The sequence below is a fragment of the uncultured Desulfosarcina sp. genome (assembly GCF_963664155.2).
Taxonomy (GTDB): Bacteria; Desulfobacterota; Desulfobacteria; order Desulfobacterales; family Desulfosarcinaceae; genus Desulfosarcina.
Genome location: NZ_CAXXXH010000001.1, coordinates 3,895,840 through 3,920,126 on the forward strand (window position 1 = coordinate 3,895,840; position 24,287 = coordinate 3,920,126).

At 56.7% G+C, this 24,287-nt stretch carries 19 protein-coding genes; 11 read left to right on the forward strand and 8 right to left on the reverse strand.

All coding sequences use genetic code 11. From position 1 onward, the window contains the following. The first annotated feature begins 50 nt into the window (after positions 1–50). Complete coding sequence (locus ACHZBS_RS17755) at positions 51–695, forward strand: CerR family C-terminal domain-containing protein (protein WP_319407858.1); 645 nt, start codon at positions 51–53, stop codon at positions 693–695. Here the strand turns inward: ACHZBS_RS17755 and ACHZBS_RS17760 are convergent. After that, positions 655–3,459, reverse strand: a complete 2,805-nt coding sequence (locus ACHZBS_RS17760) for a DUF1638 domain-containing protein (protein ID WP_319407859.1) — start codon at positions 3,457–3,459, stop codon at positions 655–657. The two genes, ACHZBS_RS17755 and ACHZBS_RS17760, sit on opposite strands and share 41 nt — an antisense overlap. 226 nt (positions 3,460–3,685) lie before the next feature. Between ACHZBS_RS17760 and ACHZBS_RS17765 the strand changes: the two genes are divergently transcribed. The 3 genes from ACHZBS_RS17765 (at position 3,686) to ACHZBS_RS17775 (ending at position 6,138) form a co-directional block, all read left to right on the forward strand. Then, complete coding sequence (locus ACHZBS_RS17765) at positions 3,686–4,987, forward strand: helix-turn-helix domain-containing protein (RefSeq protein WP_319407860.1); 1,302 nt, start codon at positions 3,686–3,688, stop codon at positions 4,985–4,987. A gap of 12 nt (positions 4,988–4,999) precedes the next feature. Then, a complete protein-coding gene (locus ACHZBS_RS17770; RefSeq protein WP_319407861.1) occupies positions 5,000–5,455 on the forward strand; it encodes a MaoC family dehydratase in 456 nt (151 codons plus the stop codon). 68 nt (positions 5,456–5,523) lie between these two features. After that, a complete protein-coding gene (locus ACHZBS_RS17775) occupies positions 5,524–6,138 on the forward strand; it encodes a hypothetical protein (RefSeq protein WP_319407862.1) in 615 nt (204 codons plus the stop codon). Between the two features lie 75 nt (positions 6,139–6,213). Here the strand turns inward: ACHZBS_RS17775 and ACHZBS_RS17780 are convergent, their stop codons facing one another. The 3 genes from ACHZBS_RS17780 to ACHZBS_RS17790 all read right to left on the reverse strand — a co-directional run bounded on the left by ACHZBS_RS17780 (position 6,214) and on the right by ACHZBS_RS17790 (position 11,091). After that, entirely contained in the window at positions 6,214–7,479 is a 1,266-nt protein-coding gene (locus ACHZBS_RS17780; RefSeq protein ID WP_319407863.1) for an HDOD domain-containing protein, read from the reverse strand. A gap of 41 nt (positions 7,480–7,520) precedes the next feature. Beyond that, positions 7,521–10,007, reverse strand: coding sequence for a glycogen/starch/alpha-glucan phosphorylase (locus ACHZBS_RS17785; protein WP_319407864.1), 2,487 nt, complete (start codon positions 10,005–10,007; stop codon positions 7,521–7,523). 271 nt (positions 10,008–10,278) lie between these two features. Continuing rightward, a complete protein-coding gene (locus tag ACHZBS_RS17790; RefSeq protein ID WP_319407865.1) occupies positions 10,279–11,091 on the reverse strand; it encodes a GIY-YIG nuclease family protein in 813 nt (270 codons plus the stop codon). A gap of 399 nt (positions 11,092–11,490) precedes the next feature. Here ACHZBS_RS17790 and ACHZBS_RS17795 point away from each other — a divergent pair, with 399 nt between their 5' ends. Beyond that, positions 11,491–11,847, forward strand: coding sequence for a VOC family protein (locus tag ACHZBS_RS17795; protein WP_319407866.1), 357 nt, complete (start codon positions 11,491–11,493; stop codon positions 11,845–11,847). Positions 11,848–11,852: 5 nt separating this feature from the next. Here ACHZBS_RS17795 and ACHZBS_RS17800 read toward each other — a convergent pair whose 3' ends face one another. Beyond that, entirely contained in the window at positions 11,853–12,485 is a 633-nt protein-coding gene (locus ACHZBS_RS17800; protein ID WP_319407867.1) for a hypothetical protein, read from the reverse strand. Positions 12,486–12,672: 187 nt separating this feature from the next. Here ACHZBS_RS17800 and ACHZBS_RS17805 point away from each other — a divergent pair, with 187 nt between their 5' ends. The 4 genes from ACHZBS_RS17805 to ACHZBS_RS17820 all read left to right on the forward strand — a co-directional run bounded on the left by ACHZBS_RS17805 (position 12,673) and on the right by ACHZBS_RS17820 (position 16,417). After that, positions 12,673–13,131, forward strand: coding sequence for an Hsp20/alpha crystallin family protein (locus ACHZBS_RS17805; RefSeq protein WP_319407868.1), 459 nt, complete (start codon positions 12,673–12,675; stop codon positions 13,129–13,131). 27 nt (positions 13,132–13,158) lie between these two features. Then, positions 13,159–13,563, forward strand: coding sequence for an Hsp20/alpha crystallin family protein (locus tag ACHZBS_RS17810; protein ID WP_319407869.1), 405 nt, complete (start codon positions 13,159–13,161; stop codon positions 13,561–13,563). 245 nt (positions 13,564–13,808) lie between these two features. Continuing rightward, complete coding sequence (locus ACHZBS_RS17815; protein WP_319407870.1) at positions 13,809–14,714, forward strand: MaoC/PaaZ C-terminal domain-containing protein; 906 nt, start codon at positions 13,809–13,811, stop codon at positions 14,712–14,714. Next, positions 14,711–16,417: a class I adenylate-forming enzyme family protein gene (locus ACHZBS_RS17820; RefSeq protein WP_319407871.1), complete on the forward strand. Its 1,707-nt coding sequence runs from the start codon at positions 14,711–14,713 to the stop codon at positions 16,415–16,417. The genes ACHZBS_RS17815 and ACHZBS_RS17820 overlap by 4 nt, the downstream gene beginning before the upstream one ends. 52 nt (positions 16,418–16,469) lie before the next feature. Here the strand turns inward: ACHZBS_RS17820 and ACHZBS_RS17825 are convergent, their stop codons facing one another. Then, positions 16,470–18,191 carry a methyl-accepting chemotaxis protein gene (locus tag ACHZBS_RS17825; protein WP_319407872.1) on the reverse strand — a complete coding sequence of 574 codons (1,722 nt, stop codon included), beginning with the start codon at positions 18,189–18,191 and terminating at the stop codon, positions 16,470–16,472. 400 nt (positions 18,192–18,591) lie between these two features. Next, positions 18,592–20,514: an aldehyde ferredoxin oxidoreductase family protein gene (locus ACHZBS_RS17830; RefSeq protein WP_319407873.1), complete on the reverse strand. Its 1,923-nt coding sequence runs from the start codon at positions 20,512–20,514 to the stop codon at positions 18,592–18,594. 412 nt (positions 20,515–20,926) lie between these two features. Here ACHZBS_RS17830 and ACHZBS_RS17835 point away from each other — a divergent pair, with 412 nt between their 5' ends. Continuing rightward, the gene (locus ACHZBS_RS17835) at positions 20,927–21,688 is read left to right on the forward strand and encodes an SDR family oxidoreductase (protein WP_319407874.1); all 762 of its coding nucleotides are present in this window, start codon (positions 20,927–20,929) and stop codon (positions 21,686–21,688) included. Positions 21,689–21,944: 256 nt separating this feature from the next. Here the strand turns inward: ACHZBS_RS17835 and ACHZBS_RS17840 are convergent, their stop codons facing one another. After that, positions 21,945–23,270 (reverse strand): DUF362 domain-containing protein, encoded by a 1,326-nt coding sequence (locus ACHZBS_RS17840; RefSeq protein ID WP_319407875.1) that lies wholly within the window; start codon positions 23,268–23,270, stop codon positions 21,945–21,947. A 311-nt stretch (positions 23,271–23,581) separates the two neighbouring features. On the opposite strand from ACHZBS_RS17840, the gene ACHZBS_RS17845 reads away from it, so the two are divergent. Then, a complete protein-coding gene (locus ACHZBS_RS17845) occupies positions 23,582–24,286 on the forward strand; it encodes a histidine phosphatase family protein (RefSeq protein WP_319407876.1) in 705 nt (234 codons plus the stop codon). Position 24,287 lies beyond the last annotated feature (1 nt).

The following is a 24,287-nucleotide window of genomic DNA, read 5'->3' on the forward strand; positions in this document are numbered from 1 at the left end:
TAAGATAAAAGGTGGAGTAACTTTCAAAACAACCTTTCAGGAGCAATTTCATGACCAGACGAGAAGACGGCAAGGAAACCCGGCGAAGACTGTTGCGTGCAGCCTGCGAGGTATTTGCTCAACATGGATATCGCCAAACCAGGGTGGCGGATATCTGCCATCGGGCGGGAGCCAACGTGGCCTCCGTGAATTATTACTTCAGAGATAAAAAGAGTTTGTACAAAGAAGCCTGGCGGCACACCCTCCAGCACTTTAATGAATCGATCTTTTCCAAATCCGATGCCGACTCCGACCAAGAACGGTTGCGGGCCCATATCCGGACACTGATCCGGAATTTTGCCGCCGACGGTGATCTGGGACGGTTCAGCCGCCTCTATCTGATGGAAATGGTCCACCCCACCGGACTGATCCAGGATGCCTGGCATGACACCATCGAGCCCAACAGGCGTAAGCTGCATTTGATTATCCGTGGCATATTAGGAGCGGATGCCGATGATCTGGACGTCCGGTTTTGCGAACTGAGCATTGTCAATCAGTGCCGCATGTTCGTCACCGTCAAGCGCGACGATCTCGAATACATGCTGGGTGCGCCACTGAGTCCGGAGTTGATCGAACGGCTGGCCGGTCATATCGCTGATTTTTCATTGGCCGGGATCAGGGCGCTGGGTCGGGAACCCGGTCGGGCGGGCCAGTGAGCCGTGCCTTGAGGATCCGACCGATAAAGATCGGATGGCCGCCGGCATCCACGGGCAGTTGATCCTCGGTTTCCACGGTAACGGATCGGGTGCTGGTGCCGGCTTCCCTGGCCAGGGTTCTCACCAGACCGACCAATTCGTCTTTGGCAAAGGCATCCGCCACCTCGAATTCCTTGAATCGTCTGAAGCCGGCCAGTCCTTCGATAAGAAATTCGCCGCTGCCTCCGGGGATGATGCGTACCTGGCGTTCGATGACCACGTTGCTGGTGATGGCCCCGATGGCGTTGGCCACGTCGGCATGCTCGGGCAGCACCGCCCGGGCACCGATCATGGCGGCAGCCCGGGGAAGGAAAAAGGCGATGGGCGCACCGATGCCGATGACTGGCCGCTTGAAATCGATGTGCATGCGATAGTGGCTGTTGCCGCCCGAAAAGACGTTGTTCATCAGGGCTTGGCAGACCGGGCAGCTGTGCAGGGCTTCGGGGTTGACCTCATCGTCCAGCTGGCGTTTTAATATCTCCAGGGCCAGATTGCGTGACACCGTTTCCAGCAGGTCTTTACGCAGTGTGGCTTCATTCGTTTTATCCAAGGCGGCGATCATTCGGAAAAACTGTCCGGCCGCCGCCGTGCTCCAGCGTTGAAATTCACCGGCGATATGGAGCAGGTCGGTCGGGGTCAGGCCGCAGCGCTGGACGACAAAATTCTCTTCCAGCCGTTCCAGGGGAAGATGCCGGTCGGTGAGAACGCCGGTTTTGCGGGCCAGTTCATCAATGGAACGCGGTCGTTTCTCAAGCAGGGACAGAACCGTTTTCTCCATTTCCGTCAGGTGGAGAGCGGTCGCTGTTCCGGTGACGGCCAGAATCTGCATATTGCGGGTGGACGTTTCGAAACTGCGCAACCGGGTGCTCAGATAATCGATGGCCTCATCGGCACCGACAAAACTGGATCCGAGCCAGGCGATGGGGGCCACCCGACGGGGGCCGATGGAAAAGATGCCCTTCTCCCGGTTGATCAGGCTGTCCCCCCCCAGGCCGGCGGTGCGGATGTCCAGGGCCCGCACGTGGGTTCGGCGGCCGGCCACGGTGGATCCGGTGCTGCAGACGCGCACGCTGCCGTGCTCCACTGCCGCCGTATCCGTGGTGGTGCCGCCCACATCCACGACAAGGGCATCTTCAAGACCGGTGAGATGCCTGGCGCCGGCCACACTGGCCGCCGGACCGGAGAAGATGGTTTCCACCGGCCGCGCTTTGGCCATCTCCGCCCGCATCAGGGTCCCGTCTCCCTTGACCACGACGATGGGCGCGTGGATCTCCATTTTTTTCAACGCGTTTTCCAGGTTGGCGATGAGTTTGCCCAGACGGGGGACAATCCGGGCATTCAGTACGGCTGTGGTCGCCCGGATCTTGAAATCGAGAATGCTGGACAGTTCATGGCCGCAGGTGACGAACAGGCCCGTTTCCGAGCCGATGACGCCCTTGACGGCCATCTCGTGGTCCGGATTAATGGCGCCGGCAAAACCGGATACGGCAAAAGCGTTGACCCGGTCTTTCTCCACCATGCGTTTGAGGATCTGCCGCACCTGGTCCGTATCGACGGGTTCGATTTCCTCTCCTGTGATGGACAGACGGCCGGGGATCAGCGATTTGGGCTCATGGGGGTAGTCTGCCGGATCGTAAATGCCGTAGGGGGGCATGAGCAGAAGGCCCACCTTCTGGCCGTCGCCCTCTACGATGGCATTGGTGGCCAGGGTGGTGGACAGGGCCACCATTTCCACCTGCTTCAGCTGGTTCGGATCCAGTTTCTCCAGCGCCTGGCCGATACCGATGGTAAAATCCCAGCGGGTAGTGAGCGCCTTGCCCTTGCATCGCGTCGCTCCGGTCCTGAAATCGTAGATGACGGCATCCGTATAAGTGCCGCCGGCATCGATGCCCAATCCGATGGCGGCGGTTTGCGGCAAGGATGGGCGGTCGTCGGCAAAAAGGGTGGTGCCGGTGTCATCGGCGGGTCTGTCCCCCCACAAGGGGTGGGATGAGAGGGTGCCCGTCACGGCATCGAATTCGATCGTATGGTGGGGTTCGACAAAAAGAATGTCGTCCGTGGTCCGGGTGCTGACCAGCATTTTTTTGATCAGAACCGGGCTTCCGGAGATTTTTTCATACCTCCACCCATAGGCATCGGCCATCTCCCTGGCGTGGTTCTCGTACGTCGATCCACTCCTGGCACCGGTATCGATATAAGCGGCCCGCTGATAATTTTTCTGCCATGAGTTGAGAAAGGCGATCGTCCGGTCCGCCGCCTGATCGCCGTACCGGTGGGCAATATCGTCATGGTGCACCCGTTTGTCGCCATACCAGGCCTGCAGCTTGCGCTGAGAGACCGGTACGGCCTTCTCCTCTTGCCATCCGGCGGAAATATAGTAAGTCCCGGGGAATTTATTGAACTCCCTGCGGTATGCCTCGGACCCGCCAAGGAACATGGCGATGCAGTCGTGCACTTTAGGGATGCTCAGGGGAATATCGCGGGACTGGATGCCGACGGTTCCTCTGCCGCAGACGCCGTAGCCGATGACGATGCGGTCGGCCATGCCCGCTGCCGACACGTCGTCAATGGCCTCCTGGAGTTTTTGTTTAAGCAATGCCGGCCGTTCGTGAAGACCGGCTTCCAGAAATTTGAAATCGACAGACAACCCCAGCTGCCGGGCGGCGTGTTTCATGTCCACCCCCAGCACCGCACATCCGATGACGACTATTTTATTTCGTTTCACTGCCTCTCCTTGTTGCAATCAATATCAACCACTGCCGCATGTATTGGCTGGCCGGATTTTTGGCAACCTTTTTTCAAACAGTAATGTGCCTTTTTAAAGGTGCAATGCTTATCAAAATGCCCGGGAACTTTTTTTATCTTTCGAAGAACCCATCCGATAGTGTATCGTGCTCACCATCAATGCGTTGTCAACCCGCTTACCCGCAATCCGATCAGGGGTCGAATCCATGTTTAAAAAGAAAATCCGCGTCTCCTCGGGCGTCAGCCAGCTCGACCGGCAGTTGGGGGGACTGTTTATCGGCGACAACGTGGTCTGGTACGATAATGCCGGCAGCCTGGCATCGACCTTCAGCCTCAATTTTATCCAGGAATCCCAGCGTCAGAACAAACCCTTGATCTACATCACCTTTGACCGGTCCCCCAAAACCCTGCTGGAGGATCTGGGTCCGCTGGCGGAGAATCAGCATCTGACCATTCTGGACTGTTTTACCCACGGCAAGGGGGACGGCAGCGAGGTGTTCAGCAAATTCTATGAGAAAGACGGCGCCCAGTGGCCGCACAAGATGGTTCGCGTCAATGCCCCCGGAGATCCGGAAGTCGTCTCCGATGCCGTCTACAGCCTCCACGGAACCATGAAAGGGGATGTCCGGTTCGTCTTCGATTCCCTCACCGGTATGCAGGATTTATGGGGCGGGGAGGAGGCGATCGGGAAATTTTACTCGCACGCCTGTCCGCGCCTTTACGAGTTGGACACCATCGCCTATTGGATCATGGAAAAGGGCGCCCACTCGGATCGCCTCCGGGCCAGCATCAACCAGATTGCCCAGGTGGCCATCGACCTGACCGTCAACCGGGGAAAGTCGGCCCTGACCATCCTCAAGGCGGATAAACGCAGACCCGATGCCTTAAACAGTCCCCTGATATACTGGAACGACGGGCTGGACGTGGCCTTTGAAACGGAAACGGGCAAAGGCGGAAATATTGACCTGGGCGGCCGCATAAAGCAGATTCGAAAGCGTCAGGCCATGCCCCAGAAGGAGTTGGCCGCATTGGTGGGGGTGACCCCCAGCACCATCTCCCAGATTGAAACCGGCACCATCTACCCTTCTTTGCCGGCGCTTTTTAAAATCGCCCAGGTGCTGAACGTATCGGTGGCGGCCTTTTTCCAGGACAGATCCGACGCAATCGGTCAGGTGGTGTTTTCCGGCGGCGGGACCCGGATCAGCCTTCCCGACCTGCCGAAACCGGATGCAGCGGGATACCGGCTCTCCCCCGCGGATTTCGATGCCGACGCGGAACCTTACCTGATAGAGATTCCCGCCGGTAAAAAGCTCTCCGCCCATTTTTTCATCCATAAAGGACAGGAAATGGGGTATCTCCTCGACGGCAGCATCGAACTTAAAATCGGCAACCGCTTGTACGCGGCCACGCCGGGGGATGTGATCTACCTCACCCGTGAAATCCCTTCCCAATGGAAAAATACGGGCAAGGAAACGGCGCGGCTGTTGTGGGTGAAGATCAGGAAATAACGGAGTTTTCTCATGAATGACATCCGCCGCCGAACCGTCGCCGGATTGAAGGCCGGCGACACCTTCACCATTACCCGGACCTTCACCGAAAAGGATGTTGACGCGTTTACCGAAGTGACCCGGGACCATAACCCCATCCACTCGAGCAATCCATTCGTTGCCCTCAAGGGGTTTAACGACCGGATCTGCCACGGGCTGCTTGTGGGCGGCATGATCACCGAGGTGGGCGGCCAGATCGGATGGCTGGCTTCGGGCATGAATTTCCGTTTTAAAAAACCGGTCTATTTTAACGATACCATCACTTGCCGCTTCACGATTACAAGTGTGGATGAGAAGAACCGGGCCGAGGCCGAGGCCGTTTTCACCAACCAATACCAGGAGACCGTATTAGAGGCCAGCCTCTTCGGCGTCCTGCCCAATGCCCGGGAACGGCAGGTGCTTCAGGATTTGCTGGGTCGAGACGCCTGACTTCCGTTCGATCTTTCCACCCGCGGACGGTCACATTATGACAACCCTTTGGCAAGAGGAGTTGACGAATGGCGACATACGATGAAGTGAGAGACAGACTGGACACCGGTGACATCGTTCTGTTTTCAGGGAAAGGTCTGATCAGCATGGGATTGAAGATCGGGTCCCTGTGCACGTGGTCCCACGTGGCCATGGTGGTAAGGGCTAAAGAGCCGGACGTGGCATTGCTGTACCAGACCACACCGGTGTGCAAGGCCAAGGATTTTTTTGAAGGGGTACTGAAGAACGGCGTGCAGGTCAATGTGATGAGCGAGGCGGTGAACAGCTACAACGGCAAAGTGGCCGTCCGGCACCTGAGTGTCGTCCGCACGCCTGAAATGCTCAACGCCCTTTCCCGGTTTCGCCAGGAGGTGAAAAACCGTCCCTATGAATCGCACATCATCCAGATGGTCAAGGCCGTGTGGGACGGGCCGCTGGGCCATGTGGAAGAGGACCTGTCCAGCCTGTTCTGCAGCGAGCTGGTGGCCGAAGCCTACCAGCGCATGGGATTGCTTCCGTCCAATGAATGCGGTGGCAGCCCCTGTTCGGAATACACCCCGAAGGATTTTTCCACCGAAGGCGGGGGTCTCGAGCTGCTTCTGGGGGCAACCCTCGGCAAGGAGATTGTGATCCGGGAGGGGTAACCGGATATTCCCGATGACAGAAATTTATTGAGGGGGCGTACACCCTGCTGCCAGGAGACTTGTTTAAAGGTGTGCTTACCCGGGGTTTCCGGCATGCACCGCGGTCAACTGGTCCGCCCATTCCACTGCATCTTTAAAGGCCGCGGTCACCTTGTCGCGGTTAAGGTTGAGTTTCTGCATCATGACGTCGGCATCCTCCCAGCGGGCTTCTTCGACGCACTGGGCCAGCTGGACCAGGGGCAGGTATTCGTTGTTGGCCTCCCGGCGCAGGGCATCCTTGAGCTTATTCTCAAGGGGCAGAAAGGTGACGATTTCCTCCATGGGGGTGCCCAGCATGGTGTCCAGCAGGGAAAACAGGCCCAGCAGGTGCAGACTCTCCGGATCGAACCCCCAGAAATCGTGGTGCTGTGCCACCAGTTCCAGGAATTTTCCCCGCTGGGCGGAGAGCTGAATCAGGTCCGGCGCCGCCGTCTCGCTCATGTCGTTGAGCAGGATCACACGCAGCCAGTTTTTCAGTTTCGGCCATCCCAGTAGCCGGATGGCATGCTGGATGGATTTGATTTTCTGAGAAAGACCGAAAGCCGTCGAATTCAGGTAGGTCAGCAGGCGGAAGCTGATGGCGACATCGGATTGAATGGTTTCCGCCAAGGCATCGATGTCCGGGTCCCGCTGTTCGATATTCTGCAGGAGCTTCAGGCGCGACACGGCGTTGGAGGTCATTTTGTGCACGGTGATGGTGTCCGGCTGCTTGAAAAAGGCCCCTTCGAAAAGGGTGACACCCGCTTCCCGGCACATTGCGAACCCGGCGGCATCATCAACCCGCCGGGCCAAAAGCCGGGCATCCACATCGTGGATGGTTGACAGCAGGGTCGCCACCTCCGCTTTCTGCCTGCCGATCACCGGTACGGCAATGATATCCGCCAGCTCATAAAGTCGATCAAACTGCGGCTCGCCGCTGAATCCGCGAACGGCGATGAGATAGCCGTCAGATTTTAGGCGCTCTAGCATCTGCGGGATATCGGGGCGCAGAAACACCCGCTCATCCACCTGTACGGCGGCATTCACCGGGGGCAGGGCATAGGGCATGTCATCCAGGATGCTCATTTCATCGAAATTGAGCATGATTTTCTGGCCCTGCCTGAGGATCTGCTGGAGTCCCATATATGCGCTTGCCGCCACAGTGATGGCCATGTTTTCCGGCTCGCCGTCCGTCCTCGGCGACGCTCCTTCACCCACACAAAACAATTCATATCCCCACAGTCGACGGTTTTCATCAAATATGGGCTGCCGGGCGATGGATACCGAAGCGGCGTGGGCTGTGGGTTGTTGATCGTCGGTCATGTAACAGGCCTCCTTGCTGGAACCTCGCCAATCGTTCTTGTTTATTTTTCCACCGCCGGAAGCGGTTTCAATCCCCAGATGTTGTCGGCATATTCCATAACGGACCGGTCGCTGGAGAATTTGCCCATCCGGGCGGTGTTGAGGATCGATTTTCTGGCCCATTCGTCCTTGTCCAGGAAGAGCTTGCCCACGGCCTCCTGGGTGGTTACATAAGCCCGGTAGTCGGCCAGCAGCATATAGAAATCACCCCGGTGAAGCAACGATTCCATAATGGGTGAAAAGAGATAGGGGTCTTCCGGCGAAAAATCCCCCCGGCTGATGCTGTCAAGGGCCAGACGCAGTTCGGAATCGCTGTCGTAGTAAGTCCGCGGGTCGTACCCCCCGCTGCGAAGGGACGTCACCTGGTCCGCCGTAAGGCCGAAGATGAAGATGTTTTCCTGGCCCACTTCTTCCATGATTTCGACATTGGCACCGTCCAGGGTCCCGATGGTCAAGGCGCCGTTCAACGACATCTTCATGTTGCCTGTTCCCGAGGCCTCCATGCCGGCGGTGGAGATCTGTTCGGACAGGTCCGCCGCGGGGATGATCTTTTCAGCCTGGGAGACGCAATAATTGGGTAAAAACACCACCCGCAGCTTTCCCTGGACCAACGGGTCGCTGTTGGTTTTCGCAGCCACCGCATTGATCAGCTTGATGATGCGTTTAGCCTGGTGGTAAGCCGGAGCGGCCTTGCCGGCAAAGATAACGGTGCGCGGCACCATCGGCGCGGCGGGGTTCGCCCGGATGCGATGGTACAAAGTGATCACGTGGAGGACGTTGAGCAACTGACGCTTGTACTCATGGATGCGTTTGACCTGCACGGAAAACAGCGTTTCCGGGTCAACCCCCACACCGATTTTTCGAAGGATATAACGTGCCAGCCGTTTTTTGTTATCCCGCTTGGTTTGGATCCAGCGTTGGCGAAACGCGGCATCCTCGGCCAAAGGTTCCAGTTCCCGCAGCCGGTAGAGGTCGGTGATCCATTCGGGGCCGATGGTGTCATTGATCAACCTGGCCAACGGCGGGTTGGCCTGGGCCAGCCAGCGGCGGGGGGTGATGCCGTTGGTGACATTGGCGAGGCGGCCGGGAAAAAGGGTGTCGAAATCTTTGAAGAGGGCTTTCTTGATAATATTGCTGTGGAGCTCGGCCACGCCATTGACGGTGTGGCTGCCCACGATGGCCAGATGGGCCATGCGGACCCGCTGCTGTCCGCCTTCGACAATCAGCGACACACGCTGGGCAAGGCCGTTGTCCTCCTTGTTCTTGTTGGCGACCATGGCCAGGAAGCGGCGGTTGATTTCAAATATGATTTCCATGTGCCGGGGCAGGATCCGCCGGATAAGGTCAACGGGCCAGGTTTCCAGGGCTTCGGGAAGTACCGTGTGGTTGGTGTAAGCGAATGTTTTTTCGCAGACAGGCCAGGCCTTGTCCCATACCAGCCCCTCCTCGTCCATGAGCAGGCGCATGAGTTCAGGGATGGCGATGGCCGGGTGGGTGTCGTTGAGCTGGATCGCCACGAAGTCGGGCAGTTCGGAAAAATCCCGGTCCAGTTTTTTGAATCGTCGAAGAATATCGGCCAGGGTGGCGGCCACGAAGAAGTACTGCTGTTTCAGGCGCAGTTCCCGGCCCTGCTCCATCTCGTCGCTCGGATAAAGCACGCCGGAGATATTTTCGCTGAGCACCTTGGCTTCGACGGCGCCGATATAGTCGCCCTGGTTGAATTCATCCAGGTTGAATTCCCGGCTTGACTGGGCCCGCCACAGACGCATGTTGGTGACGAAATCATCTCCGTAGCCGGGGACAAGGATGTCGCAGGCCATGGCCATGACCGTTTCTCCGTCGACCCAGCGGTGGCACTGGCGGCCGGCGTCATCGGTGTAGGTTTCGGTGCGGCCGTAAAAGTGTACGGGTCTCAAATATTCTCCCCGGAGGATTTCCCAGGGCGTCCCCTTGCGGGACCAGTTGTCGCACTGTTCCCGCTGCCATCCGTTTTCGATCGTCTGATGGAATATGCCGTAGTCGTAACGGATGCCGTAGCCGTAGCCGGGAAGGTCCAGACAGGCCAGGGAATCCATGTAACAGGAGGCCAGGCGCCCTAGACCGCCGTTTCCCAGACCTGCATCCCACTCCTGCTCTTCCAGCTCATCCAGATCGAAGCCCATTTCTTCTACCGTTTGACGAACTTCGTCCACCATCTTGAGGCTGATCAGGTAGTTCATGAGAAAGCGACCCGGCAGAAACTCCAGGGATAGGAAATAGACCCGTTTGGCCAGGGTGTCATACTGCGAGCGCTGCGTGCGGATCCACCGGTCGATGAGGCGATCGCGGATGCTGTAGGCCAATCCCATGAAACAGGCATGGCGGTTGGGCTTTGCCGGGTCTCTGCCCATGGTGAAGCGGATGTGCCGTTGGATTTCATCTTTCAGTGTGAGAGTTGAATTCGGGCTGCTAAAGCTGGCGTTGCTGTCTTCCGGGTACAGGCTATCCATGGGGCTAACCTCCTGGGAAATTAAGAAAACCAAGGCCGGTATCGTTTATTCAACAAACGAAAGATTGACATCGTCTACCCTGATAAGGATGACTGGAGAGCGATTCAGACAGGAAAACGGCGCCAACCGGTGCAGCGCCTGTTTTCCTTCGGAGTGGTCATGAGAATGGTCGAACCGGGAAGACGTTTTTCAATTTACCCCAATGGGCCGGTCAAATCAACGCCAATTCCACTTTTTATACTATCGAAGGGAACCCGAACCGGGTCGTTGCTTACTTTTCGTTGTAGCCGAACGCGACTGACCGCAGCACTGCTTTCCAATGCTCGGCTCTGGAAACCACATAGTCCCTGCTTGCCTTCAAATCGCAGACTTCCAGAATCGAAAACTGGAAGTTGAACTGATAGTCACCCACCTCGCGGCTCAGCAGCCGCTGCAGGGTTTTGATTTCCCCATGGCCGCTGATGGCAAAAGAGACCCACTGATGCCAGATCGTGTCTCCCCCCTGGGCGCTGCCGACAAAATGTTTGCCGGTATGGTTGTCCGTGACCAGATAGACCCCGCTCACATCGCTCAACGCGGCTTTCCACTGAGGCAGATTCTTCCTGACGACGGTGCGCAGCAACCGGTAGGATAGATTTACCGCATTGTACCCAGGGAAGTCGGCTACCCGCATGCGTTTTTCACGAATTTCGGACACCAGCAACTTATCAATATATTTGGTGCCAATCAGGTGTGAGGCGATGAAGCGCTTGCGGAACTGGACCACAACGCGACCGGTGAGGTGCTCGAGGCCAGCCATTTCTTTGGTACCGTATTCGAACCAGTTGTTATCCCCCTCTTTGCGGTGCTTGACGCCAAGTACCTGATAGATACCGGCAAAAAGCCATTTGTCCTCCTCCAGATGAATCAGGGAGATGATCTCATCGCATCGAAAATTCTGTTGGTTTTGATGCTCCTGCCACGCCTTGAACCGGCCTTCGAAGAATGCCTCCAGGGGTGAGTCATCTCTGCCTGCCGCGCAGTGGATTTTGTAACTGTTCAAAAATACACCGGCGATCTTGAGCAGATCGATGAGTTTGATCATTTTACGACTCCAATCGTACGATGTTGATCGTAAACACCCCGTGAAACCGCTTCTCCGGGTGTGCAATGGGCCTCGATGGCCATCGTGGTCTTCCGGGCGCCATGTCTGAACCGCCAATAGAGTGTCGCATGTTTACCTAAAAACGGCAAACCGATGCCATCGGGCGGTCGTTTTTTTTCCTGTGCCAGGCAACGGAGAAAGGCAAAATCCGCTGCCGACGTGGTTCGATAGAAAAAATGCTGTTAGCCCGGCTAATTCAGTAAGCACTAAGCGTGCCAAAACAGTCCTAAACATGTTGGTCATCGGCATGCGCCGGTTGACACCAAGCCTCCGGCTGGCATAGGCTGGGCCAATAAATTTCCGGATGAACAGACACACGCCCACGCCTGAGAGACGCCAATGAAATTCATGACCATCCATCGCACCAACACAATTTTGTACTGCAACCAATGGGACGCCACGGTCAGGTTTTACCGCGACGTGATCAACCTGCCGGTGCTTCTGCAAAAAGCCTGGTTCGTGGAGTTCCAGCTCACCGATCATGGCTGCATGAGCGTCGCCGATGCGTCACGCGCCTCTGTCAACAGCGCTGGCGGGGCCGGGATTACCCTGTCGTGGCAAGTGGAAGACATTGATGCCGTCCATGACCGTTTGGCCTCAGGCGGCATCGCCGTTGGCCCGATCAAGGGCAAGTGGGGTGCGCGGGCCTTCTTCCTGTTCGATCCCGAGGGCAACCGGATCGAGCTTTGGGCATGAAAAGCCTATCGTTCAAACTGCACATCCATCTGATTCAGATTCTCCGGGTCAAAATCCTCGATACCCCGGGTTCGCTCCAGAAAGGCGCCGATAGCTTTTTCCGCAGAGGCATAAGTCTCCATCACCGATGACAGCCTGGCGACAACCGGATCATCTTCTCCCAACTGGTCGATCATTTTTTCCAGCAGCTGCGTGCCTTTTTTAAAATGCTGCTGTATGCCGGAAAATGCAGCTTTGCGCATTTCATATTTTTTTTGTTCATTGTCGATCACCGGCAGCAGCCTTCGCACCGAAAACTCCACAAGCGCATCGCGCGGTGCGTTGAAGGCCCTTGAAATCTCATCCAGCAGGGAGAGGGAGCTTCTGCTGATTACATAGGTTTTCTGGACCCGGTGCTCCGCCCCCACCCTGGAATTCTGGACTTCCTTGGCGATGGCATTGAGGGACGCACTGTCCTGGGCCAAGTGGTCGAAAAGGGATTTTTGTTTGATGCCCAGCTGTGCGGCAACGATGCTGATGGCCTCGATACAGCCGGAGGAGAGTTTGAATGTCGCCCGCACCGATTGTCTGCCCCGAAGACCCGAACTGGTAATGAAGGTTAACGAACCGTTTTCATCTGTATTGTTTTTCCGAGCCATTTAGAATCTCCACATGTGTCGTCATAATTAATTACCTTATTTTATATTATATGAAAAATAATGCAATAATATAATTATGCCATAATATTGACAACGCTAAAACAGTTAGTATTGTTTGAACGAAACAGACAGGCACTTTAAAACGGGATTGCGTTCCGGAACTTTAAAAAAAAAAGGAGGTTCGGCTATGATTTACAGAACACTTTTCGGTGCACCCAGTCGGCGTTTCAGTTCTTCCTTTTCAGATCTGGAGGGAATGCGGCGTCAGATGGAACGCCTCTTTGAGACTTACGGTGACCAGCCCCTCAGTCGCGCCGGAGCGGGTGTGTTTCCGGCGGTTAACATCACCGAAGATGCGGACGCCTATTACGTCAGTGCGGAACTGCCCGGTGTGAATTCAGGGGACCTGGATCTCAGTGTAACCGCCAACCAGGTGACCCTGGCGGGAGAACGCAAGATTTCCGAAGAGGCGGCAGATGCCAGGTATCACCGCAGGGAGCGTGAAGCCGGACGGTTTTCACGAGCGGTTGCCCTGCCCGGCGATATCGATCCGGACGATGTCAAGGCGAGGCTGGTGGACGGCGTACTGACCGTGACCATCGCCAAAGCGGAAAAGGCAAAACCCAGGCAGATCGCGGTACAATAAAATGGACGATGAAAGGAGGGACCGATCATGGCAGACACCAAAGAAATGAAAGTCATGGAAAAACAAGCAGTGGCCATACCTGCCGAGCAGACCAAGCCGGGCCCGGTGTTCACGCCCAACGTGGATATCTTCGAGACAGAACAGGCCATCACCCTGTTGGTGGATATGCCCGGTGTGAAAACGGATGACCTGAATGTGGATCTCAGGGACGATACCCTGACCCTGACGGGAGATGTGAGCCCGGACGTGGGAGCACCCGGAGAGAAGATCTTTGTGGAATATGAAACCGGACGCTACTACCGCCAGTTCTCCCTCTCCGAGGTTATCGCCCAGGAAAAGATCGATGCCAAGCTCAGAGACGGGGTATTGCGGCTGACCCTGCCCAAGGTGGAGAAGGCAACGCCGCGGCGTATAGCGGTTCAAGCCGGTTAAATGGTTCCCTCTTGCCGGAAGTCCCGGGGACTTCCGGCAAGATCGTTAACCCAGGCAACCGATTTTTTCTCCATGTACGGTTTTCGCCGCATCCACCGCCGGAGGACACCCCACCTTTTTTTTGCCTTTCCCGGAACGACTTGTTTTTTCAATCCCTGCTGATTCAGTATCCATTTCATTGACGCTAAAACTTTGTTTCTATATTGTGGGCATTAGCCGAAAAACCCTTTTTATCGGAGATACCCGTGAACATCGATTCTGCATTTGTCGGAACGGAACTCCTGCCCCATCAAACCATTGTGGAGGCTAGGCAAACAACCAACTACGCCGCTGCCATCGGCGAACACGCCGCCTGTTATTTTGACGATACCCGCCGGGGGGGGATTTTTGCCCATCCCGTGTTTCCCGTGGCCGTGACCTGGCCGATCACCCTGCACATGGACCGATACCTTCGAAACAGCCGGTTTCCCCTGGAATTGATGGCCATGCAGGTCCATTACACTGAACACATTGCCCTGCATCATCCTATCCGGCCGGGCCAGACCCTGACGGTGGCGGGTACCGTGGCGGCTATTCTGCCCCACCGGGCCGGCACCCGTGTGGTCATGCGCTATGCGGCGGCGGACGAAGGCGGACAGCCGGTATTTACCGAACACATCGGTGCCCTGCTGCGGGGGGTCAGGTGCAGCGATGACGGACGACGCCTTCCCGGACTGCCCGATGAACCGCCACCGGACCCTTCCGACGACCCGGTGTGGCAGCAAAACATATACATCGATCCTTTGCTGCCATACGTTTACGACGGGTGCAGTGATATCGTCTTTCCCATCCACACCTCACCGGCATTTGCCCGTGACGTGGGACTTCCCGGCATCATTCTTCAGGGCACCGCTACCCTGGCCCTGGCGGTCAGGACAGTGCTCGACCGGGAATCCGCTGTCCATCCGTCAGCGGTTGCTGAAGTGGCCTGCCGCTTCACCGGCATGGTTTTTCCCGGAAGCCCAATTACCGTGCGTTTGCGCAGGCGATCCGTGGCGGGCGATCGGGTGACATTGATCTTCGACGTCATCGATGCCAGGAATCAGCCCGTGCTGCGCAAGGGCCAGCTCGTCTACCGCACGACAACAAAAGCCAAAGGGGAAAATCCATGAGCGATCACTTCGTACGCCTTCCACGCCTCAGCGATTACGTGGATCATTGGGCCGCCCAATTGCCCCACCACGCGGCCATGATCCAGCACGAAGACGGCAAGACCATTTCCTATGCACGGTTCAGGACCCTTATCGACTTTTTTGCGCTGCGCCTGCTGTCCATGGGCATTCAACCGGGTGACCGCGTGGCCAGCCTTTTGGTCCTGGTCCCTGAACACATGGCCCTGATGTATGCCTGTTTCCGCATCGGGGCCATTTTCGCCCCCCTGGACGTGCGTCTCAAGGACGGGGAAGTGGTTCGGGACATCAACAAGATTGAACCGCGCGCCTTCTTTTTCCTGGGCGATACGCCGGTCCGCGATTTTCGTACGGCGGCGGCGGCCGTCCGGGAAGGTTGCCCGACGGTTACATGTCTGGTTCAGTTCTCCGCCGATCCCCAACCCGGCGACATCCTCGAGGGTGCCGCGGGTATCACCCGGTTAATGGATAAAAAAATCCTGCTGGCGCTGAAAATAAAAGACCTGTTCACCCGGCACCTCAAAAAAAAATATGCCGGGGTGGGGGCTGATAATCCGGCCCTGATCATTTTTACCACCGGCACGACCGGTGCGCCCAAACCGGCGGTGCTGACCCACCGGAACGTCATCGTTCAAAACGAAGTGTTGGCCCGGGGGTTCGGCGCCGTTCCCGGCGGCGACATGCGGATTCTGATCAACCTGCCGCCCAGCCATGTGGGCTGCGTCACCGAGTGTTTCATGACCTGTATGGCCGTAGCCGGCACCGCCGTGATGCTGCGCATCTTCGACCCCAAAGGTTCACTGGAAGCCATCCAGGACCATCGGGTCAATGCGTTGGGTATGATTCCCACCCAGTACCGAATGCTCTGGGCGCTTCCCGATTACGACCGGTACGATCTTTCCAGTTTGAAAAATGCCGTTTACGCGGGATCGGCGGGAGACCTGCCCTTTCTCCGGCGGCTGCAGACCATGGCTCCCCGGATTTTTACCGGCATCGGTATGACCGAAAACGCCGGCTTCGCCACGATGACGCCGCCTGACATCCCCGCCGAGGAAATGGCCGGCCAGGTGGGCCGAGCCTTTCCGGATCTGGCTGAAGTGACCATCCGGGAGCCCATGCAACCGGACGGCAGGGCCGGGGCCGAACTGCCGACCGGCAAGATCGGTGAGATTTGCTACCACCCCCCCATCGTCTTCGCCGGCTATTTCAACATGCCCGAAGAAACCGCCGAAGCTGTCTCACGGGAGGGCATCCTGTATACCGGCGACCTGGGCCGGTTTGAGGAAAAGGGGGATTATCGGGCGTTGGTTCTGAGCGGGCGGAGAAAATTCATGATCAAACAGAAGGGCTACAATGTCTTTCCCGATGAAGTGGAGGACCACATTGCCCGGATGGTCGGCGTGGCGTCAGCCGAAGTGGTGGGAATGCCCCATGATTTTTTCGATGAGGGCATTGTGGCCTTTGTTCAACCCGAAGCCGGAAAAACCGTCACCCCGGAACAGGTCATGAGCCATTGTAAGGAAATCGCATCCTACAAGCGCCCTCAACATGTGGTCATCTGGCCGGCCAATGAAACCTTCCCGCTTACCCGTACCGCCAAGGTAGACAAGCTGGTCCTCAAGGAGCGGGCGGCGGATGTGATTGCGGCGCTGAGACGCGACGGGGGGTGGGATCGGCAGGCATAACGGTTGAAATCTTCTTCCGGCCACGCCTGGCCGGAAGAAGATGTTACTGCGGTCAGACCTTGAAGCTTCCTACAATGGTATGCAGTTCCGCAGCCATGCGTTTGAGGTCGTCGCCGCTGACTTTGACCTGGTCGCTGCTGTTGGCGATTTCGCTGGAACTCTGATTGACCACGGCAATATCGCGGGTGATCTCGGCAGCCACCGTGGAACTCTGGTTGACGTTCTCGTTGACTTCCTGGATCCCCTGGGATGCCTGGGCAATGTTGCTGGCGATTTCTTTGGTCGCAACGGACTGCTCCTCCACGGCCGTGGCGATGGTGCCGACGATCTCGTTGATGTTGTTGATAACCTCCGAGATTTCGTTGATCCCCTTGACGGTTCCGTCGGTGCTGCCCTGAATGTTGGCGATCTTCTCCTTGATTTCGAGGGTGGCCGCCGAGGTCTGCTTGGCCAGTTCCTTGATCTCATTGGCCACCACGGCAAAGCCCTTTCCCGCTTCTCCCGCCCGGGCGGCCTCGATGGTGGCATTGAGAGCCAGCAGGTTGACCTGTTCGGAAATTTCCGTAATGGTTTCGACCACCTTGCCGATGCCTTGAGCCGCCTGTCCCAACCCTTCCATCTGGCCGGAGGTTTCCCCGGCCTTGTGGACGGCCTGATCGGATATGGCCCGGGCCTTTTCGGCATTCTGGGCGATCTCATTGATGGTGGCGGTCATCTCTTCGGCGGCGGTGGCCACCATGGAGGTGTTGGTGGAGGATTGTTCCATGGCGGCGGCCACGTTGTTCAGATTGGCGCTCATCTCTTCGGCGGCGGTGGCCACGTTATTGGCCCGGCTGGAAGTCTCGCCGGCACCGTGAGACATCTGAAGGGCGATTTCGGACAGTTCCGTTGAGGAGCGGTCCACATCCGTGGAATTGACGGCAATTTTTTTAATCATGCCCTGCAGTTTTTCCAGGAAGGTGTTGAACCAGCCGGCCAGTTCGGCAATTTCATCCCTGGAGTTAATTTTGATGCGTTTGGTCAGATCCCCCTCACCCTCGGCGATGTCCTGGAAACTGACGATCATTTCCTTTAGCGCCCGGACGATGCCGAAGGCGATGAACAGGCATAGGGCGATGATGGCGGCAAAGATGATTCCCGAGACCAGGACCATGGTGGTGGTCCGTTTGGAAACCATGGATCCGATCTCTTCGGCCATCTGCGCCTGATAGGCGTCGATGTTATCCAGGTAGACGCCGGTGCCGATCCACATCTGCGTTCCGGGGATCATTTCCGCGTAGGATAGTTTCGACTGGTCGCCGGCACCCGGTTTGGGCCAGATGTACTGGACGAAACCGCCCCCTGCCGTGGCTGCATCACGCAACTCCTGGATCACTTTTTTGCCGTTTTTATCCGTCACACCGCCAAGGTCCTTGCCTACACTTTCCTTTTTTACCGGAAAGGCGACGGCAACCGTTTCCTCATATACAAAAAAGTAGCCGGACCGATCTTTTTCATAGATGATTTTGTCGACCAGATTGCGAATGATGGTTTTGATCTGTTCATGGTCCTTGACGCCGCTGGTTGCCGCCTCGGCCATCAGCGCGGCAGAATGGGTGGCCAATTGGATTCTGGCCTTCTGGTCTTCCAGCATCACTTGGCCGGCTTTTTCAATGCCCAGGTCCTTGGTTCCGTTGCTGCTGCGCACGGAAAACATGACCATGGTAGCGAACAGCACCAGGATAGAGACGTTGATGATATACATTCTACCTTTCACGGACAGCCGGTTCAGCATGGCTCTACCTCCATAAGGTTAAAGATAATGGCACGTTGTGGTACCGATTGATTGTTATTATTGGTCGTTCTTTGGAAAACTTTAGGTGTTTGTCGTTTTTAATCAGCGAAGGGGATGGACATCAGGAAAAGGCAAGCGTTTTGCGTTGGCAATACGGGTGTATTGGCCGTGGCTGGACAATTTAAAATCATGCCTTCATGCTCAGGCCGAACCGCAGTATCAGCGATCTGCCGGTTTTTGAAACGGAGCAGGGATTGTGGATGCTTACAGGGATTGCGTCGGTTCTTTTTTAAGCACAGGCGGATTGAAGAACCTCGCAGCAAGCTGCGAGGAATCTTCGACCGTAAGGAATGCTGTCTATCTTTTGATTCGCTCGCTAACCCCGTCGCAAGCGACGGGGTTAGCGAGCGCTGTTGCGGTTCACAAAATCCAATCCCAATCGTTTGAGGGTTTTTACTTTTGGAATTCCATGCATATCCCACCCTCTGAGTTTATAGTATTTGGGAAGCATCTGTTTGATGGGAACCACCGATTTTTTCCCCACCCCCGGCAGGGTTTCGTCGGTAAATCGTTTGGGCAGGGTGTCCGATGCCCTACCGATTCCTTCGCGCAGGTTGAACAGCCGTTCCAGCGTGTAACCCCGTTCTCCGACCCGCGAAAACCGGCCGAAATCCATACGCATGCCTGTGGCTTGTTTGATGGCCTTGGCGTGGGGCAGCAGGGGAACGTGGAACCTCATGAAGACGGGCGGTATCTTCAACAGGGCGTCCACCACGGGCCAGGAGAGGGTCATCAGCCAGGTAATGGTCTTGGCCACCCAGCTGAACCGTGCAAGGGAAAAGGCGATTTTAGGCACGAAGGTCCAGGAGGTGAACAGGCAGTTGCCACCGGCGCTGATGGCGGCCAGCAGGTTCTGGTCGAGGATGACCCAGCCGGGCTTGGAGCGCAGGTGCAGCGGATTGAGGGTGACCGGCCCGGTAACCTCCAGGTAGATTAGATAGCCGCCGTCCAGATGGCACGCCCCGCGGTTGGCCGTGGCGTAGCCCAGTCCATGGCCCACGGAGGCGCGTGGTTCGTAGGCGGCGATTTCCAGGCCCTTGACATGGGCGGCAAACTCCTGCCCGCCGAATTTTTCTGAAAGGAATCTCACCCCTTCGGCCAGGTCGGCGCCGACGCCACGGCGATGGGCGATGTCCTGGAGAATAGCGGAGATGTTCTCCTTTTTTCCGAACCGGACCCCGCTGTCCCACATGCCTTTCTCGTCCAGTTCGGCGGCGAATCCGAGCACGTTGCCCACGGTGATGGTGTCTATCCCGAGAAGATCCAGTTCGTAGTTCCAGCGGATGATGGCTTCCAGGTCGTTGATCAGAAGATTGGAGCCCATCAGGCAGAGGATTTCGTATTCGGGGCCTTTGATGTTTTTGCCGTCCAGCTCCACCACCCGCCCGCAGCGGATGGGGCAGGAGACGCAGCCGTCGTTTTTGACGAGATACTCCTCGGCCAGACGCTGGCCGGAGATCATTCCGGCATCTTCATAGCTGCCGCGGGAGAAGTTTTTCGTGGGCAGGGCGTTTCCGGCGGAAAGGGCGGTAAGGAAAACGGCGGTACCGTAGCGCGGTGCCGTCACGCCGGTGGCCGGGTGCCCTTGAAGCATTTTCGTCCATTTGCGGACGGTTTTCTTAAAGCGGGCTTTATCCCGGATGGGTATCTTGCACTTGCCTCGGGCGATGATGCCCTTTAGATTTTTGGAGCCCATGACAGCGCCCATGCCGGTACGGCCGTGGCTGCGCTCCTGGGAAACCACGGTGGCGAATTTAACCTGGTTTTCGCCGGCCGGGCCGATGGCCAGGGTACCTCCTTTACCCATGGCCGCCTGGGACCGTTGCGTGTCCAGCCCCCAGATCTCCCGGGCACTGCGAATACTCACCCGGTCCTCGTCCACTTCGATGAAGACCGGCGCGGCAGCCTTGCCCCGAATGATCATGCCGTCCCAGCCGGCCCGTTTGAGCCGGATGCCGAAGTTGCCGCCGCTGTTGGAGTGGCCCACGGCGCCGGTGAGGGGACTTTTGGCGGAAATATCGTACCGGCTGGTGGACGGCGCTCCGGTGCCGGTGAGGGGCGAGGTCATGATGATCAGGATATTGTCCGGAGAAAGGGGGTCGATGCCGGGTTCGAGTTCATCCCACATGATCTTGGTGGACAGGAATCGGCCCCCGAGAAACCGTTCCCGGTCTGCATCCGAAATGGGGTACTCGCCGATGGTTCCCGTTGAGAGGTCCATGTCCAGAACTTTTCCCATGTATCCGTCGAATCGGCTGGTCAAGGGTATCTCTATCTCCTCTTGTTTTACTTGATACTGTTATATAAATTACGTTCGATTGACTTTTCATAGAGAATCCTTTGTTTGAAGTCAAGAATATTTGAATTAAATTATAAAATCGAACATAATTCATACATTGAATTTAATTAAGAAAGATCCCGCTCGACCTGTTCCATTTTCAACGCCGCCATTGCCGGGACCTGAACACAGCCCCACAGGACATGTGCATGACGACTGTTTTTGAGATATTTTTTACTATCGAACCATGATGAAGTTGTAAAAAATGCCCAGTTATGTCATTCCCGCGATGGGGAATCTATAAGCATTCGATGACAGTGGATCCCCGCCTGCACAGGGATCGCCATAAAGAGACCCTTTCGAATTTTTACGAATCCATCAACGAATGGAGGAAACCATGAACAACCTGTCCTACGGACTTGATGGCAAGGTGGCAATTGTCACCGGTGGCAGCCGGGGCATCGGTCTGGATCTGGCAAAGAACTTGTTGGCTCAGGGCGCCAAGGTGGTCATTTGCGGCCGCAAGCAGGAGGGGCTGAATGCGGCGGCGGCTGCCTTGGACGGCGATGATCGTGTGCTGGCCGTCCCGGCGCACGTTGCCAAGGAAGCTGAGGTGGACCGGCTCTTCGACCAGACCCTGGAGCGCTTCGGCAGGGTCGACGTTCTGGTGAACAACGTGGGCATGAACCTGATTACCGGGGTGGTGGATGCCGACCCGTCCCTGTTCAACAAGATTGTCGAATCCAACCTGACCGGCACCTGGCTTTGTTCCCGCAAAGCGGCGCAGCTCATGCGTGAGCAGAAGGCGGGAAAAATCGTCAGCATCACGTCCATTGCCGCCCGCCGTGCGGCGCCATTAATGGGCATCTACGGCATCGCCAAGGCGGCCATCGAGATGATGACCAAAACCCTGGCCCAGGAACTGGCGCCCTTCAACGTTCAGGTCAATGCGGTGGCCCCGTGCATGGTGCGAACCGGCTTCTCCCAGCCGTTCTGGTCCAACGACGACCTGCTCAAGGAGATCGTCAGGACTATTCCCCTGGGACGAATCGCCGAGACGACCGATGTGGTCCATCCGGTGCTGTTCCTGTGCTCGGAGGGGGCGGGATTCATTACCGGCCAGACCTTGATGGTGGACGGCGGGGCCAGCGCGGTTTGATCATAAGCGAAATAGAAATCCTGCGAATATCCAATATCGAACAAGGAACCGCCGAATGCCGAAGGGCGGTATTTTATCTTTTTTAGGTATAGACCTCGTGCAGCGAATCATTCACTGGACATTCGGGACTGGACATTGGACATTTTGCGGTTCGCATTTTCATTGACAAAACAGCCTCAACCTGACCGTGTCCTTTCACCTTTCACCTTTCACCTTTCACCTTTCACCTTTCACCTTTCACCTTTCACCGTGGAAACTACTCCACCCTGAAGAATTGTTCCTCGAATTCCGGCCGGTTCTGGTAGCGGGCCATGAAAAATCCGGGCAATTGGTCGATATTGTCGAAAAGGCCCGGATCGGCATCGATGCCGGCCCGATGCAGCGCCTTGACGATATCTGACGGCCGGGGCGGGCACCCCTTGACAGCGATCATTTCGTTGATCTCCGGGTTGTTTTTGTGTTTCTGGTACATGCATTTGCCCAGCAGGATGGTCTTGTTCATTCCCGGCGTCGGATTCATCCGTTTGCCGGTGAGTACTTCCAGCCGGTCCCACGGCTGCCCTTTCCAGGCCAAGCGAATGGCCGTGAGGGTCAAGCCGTTGAGCTGGCTGCAATAGGTGCACATGGTGTCGTCATACTTGCGGTAAAACACACCTTTGATGCCCTGTTTGGCCAGTGACAGGGGCAGCTCGCCGGTTTCGTCGCTGGCGTAAGGAAAGTCAAAGCGGTGGCTGCTGGCCAGTTCCTCGATTCGCTCACCCACCACCTCAACGTCGGATAGATCCGTGGGGCGACCCCGGTTGGCGGCGGCATTGGCCAGGTGGGGAACCTGGATCGGTTCATAGCCAAGGAGCCTGGCCCCCACCATGTCGGCGGAAAGGATGTCCGTTGAGGCCACCAGGATATCGCTCCTTCGCATGCTGCCGTCGGGGCCGGGTCCTCGCTCCAACGAGTAGATGCCGTCGATGAGGGTAAAGACCGGGGGCAGACGGTCGGCCAGCCGGGCCACCATGAAGTCCAGGTTTTTGACCGGATCCGCATTGTGGCAGCGTTTCCGGGAAGGGATGTCGATGGTGCCCTTCAGGTTTTTGATTCCCAGGCTGACCACGGTCTGGTTGTGGGCTTTCATAGCCGGCAGATCCACCACCAGATCGCTGTGGAGGATATCCGTATTGAAGTTCAGTGAAACGCCATCCCCCAGGTCCACCGCTTCGAACGGCCGCTGGAAGACGTTGATGAGCTTGACTCCGAAGCGCCGTTCCAGGGTTTTGTAGCCCAGTGTCTCAAAGGCGTGGGCAGGCGTCTCCTTGTCTTTGGGGTTTTGTGTGACCATGCCTTCGCCGATGGTAATATCGTTCACGCCTCTTTCTTTAAGAAGGACGACCATATCTTCCACCACCCGCGAGGTGGTGATGACGCCCCATTTGGGGAAGGCCACGGATTTGGTCCAGAAAACGATATTGGGCTTGATGAACACTCGCATACCGGCCTTTACCTGCTCCAGGCCGCGGCAACGGTCCACCGCCTGTTTTACCGATTCCAGGGGTTTCTGATAGCGAACAATCGCAACGATAGATGACATCTTGTCTGCTCCTTGGGGCTTTTGGTGGATGGGTTAACGAATCGGCGCCATTTTATTTCCCCTTTGCGGGATGTACAAGGGAAAATGAATAATTGTTCATTATCCTTGACGATTACGATCGAGTTGGGATAGGTTTCTGTGGAATTTAAAATATGAATACCGGCCGGGTGCGGCTCAGGCTTTCGACCCGATGACGATGTGCTCACCAGCGAAGCGGACTGCTTTTCATTGCCTTCCCACACCTCCGACTGTTTTCCCGCCGATGCCGCACCAGGCAAACCGGTAACTATGATAACGAAAAGAGTGTGCAGATGATTGAAATTTACTTTGTTCGGCACGGCCAGGCGTCGTTCGGTCAGCCGGCGTACGATCGCCTGTCTGCGGTTGGAGAACGGCAGGCAGAGCTTTTAGGCCGGCATTTTTATAAAAATGGCACCCGGTTTGATGCCGTTTATTCCGGTGCGCTGAGGCGGCATGTTCAGACGGCCACCATTGCCATGAACCAAATGAATGGGAACGGATCCCGCAATCTGATTATTGACGCTGATTTTAACGAGTTCGACAGCTCCGACCAGATGATGAACCGCCTCTTCACCGTCATTCAGGAAGACCCCGCCCTGTCCGACCAGATGAAGCAGATCCAAACCGACCATGGTGCCATCGGACGGATCTTCGATATCGCCGAAAAGACGGACATGATGCCGGTCGATGATGCGGCACGCAATCGCCTGGCGCAGCAGTTCAGGGAAAGGATCGCCGGCGCCATCGACAACCTGGTGCGCAAAGAGGGCGATAGCAGAAAGGTGGCGGTGTTCACCTCCGGCGGACCGACGGCCGTGGCCCTGCGGCAGACCTTGGAAACAACCAGGGAGCAGACGATCCGCCTGGGGTGGGAACTGCGCAATACCTCCATCACCGTGCTGCGTTATGATCGGGAACGGTTGTGGCTGGTGCTCTTCAATTGCGTGGCCCATTTGGAGTCCCAGAACGACCCGAACCTGATTACCTATATTTAGG